This is a genomic window from Pantoea sp. 18059, assembly GCF_902706165.1.
Taxonomy (GTDB): Bacteria; Pseudomonadota; Gammaproteobacteria; order Enterobacterales; family Enterobacteriaceae; genus Pantoea; species Pantoea agglomerans.
In genome coordinates this window covers 1-460 of the sequence record NZ_CACSJS010000032.1, presented here as the reverse complement: position 1 = coordinate 460, position 460 = coordinate 1, and the positions used below count along the sequence as shown (strand labels likewise).

Here is a 460-nt window from a genome sequence, read left to right as displayed (position 1 = left end):
CACGGGCACTTCGTCGAAGCGGCCGATCGCGCCCACCCCCACGCCGTTCACCCAGACGTCGATGCGTCCGAAATGCCGCAGGGCCTTCTCCGCCAGCCGCTTCACGGCGGCGGCATCGGTCACGTCCGTGGGCACGCCGATCGCGTGGCCCCCGGCCTTTCGGCAGGCCAGCGCCACGGGTGCGAGGGTGTCGGGATTGCGCGAGGCCAGCACCAGGCATGCGCCGCGCCGCGCGAACGCGAGCGCCGTGGCGTGGCCGATGCCGCTCGACGCGCCGGTGATGACCACCACCGGATGCTCCGGGATGTGGCCGGCGACCCGGGTGGAGGCGGAGGGGTCTCCTGCGGCCTCGGCGGCGTCGGAGGGCTGTGCAACGTCGCGCTCTGCGCGACCGGAATCGTCGGAAAGGGGCATGGAAGGATGTCCTGCGAAAGCGGCACCCGGCCCTTGTGGCCGGGCT

General features: G+C 73.3%; 1 protein-coding gene. It reads right to left on the bottom strand.

Going from position 1 to position 460, the window contains the following annotated elements; all coding sequences use genetic code 11:
* A partial coding sequence (locus GVJ63_RS21900) for an SDR family NAD(P)-dependent oxidoreductase (RefSeq protein WP_159227362.1) occupies positions 1-414 on the bottom strand: 414 nt, incomplete at its 3' end.
* Positions 415-460: the final 46 nt, after the last annotated feature.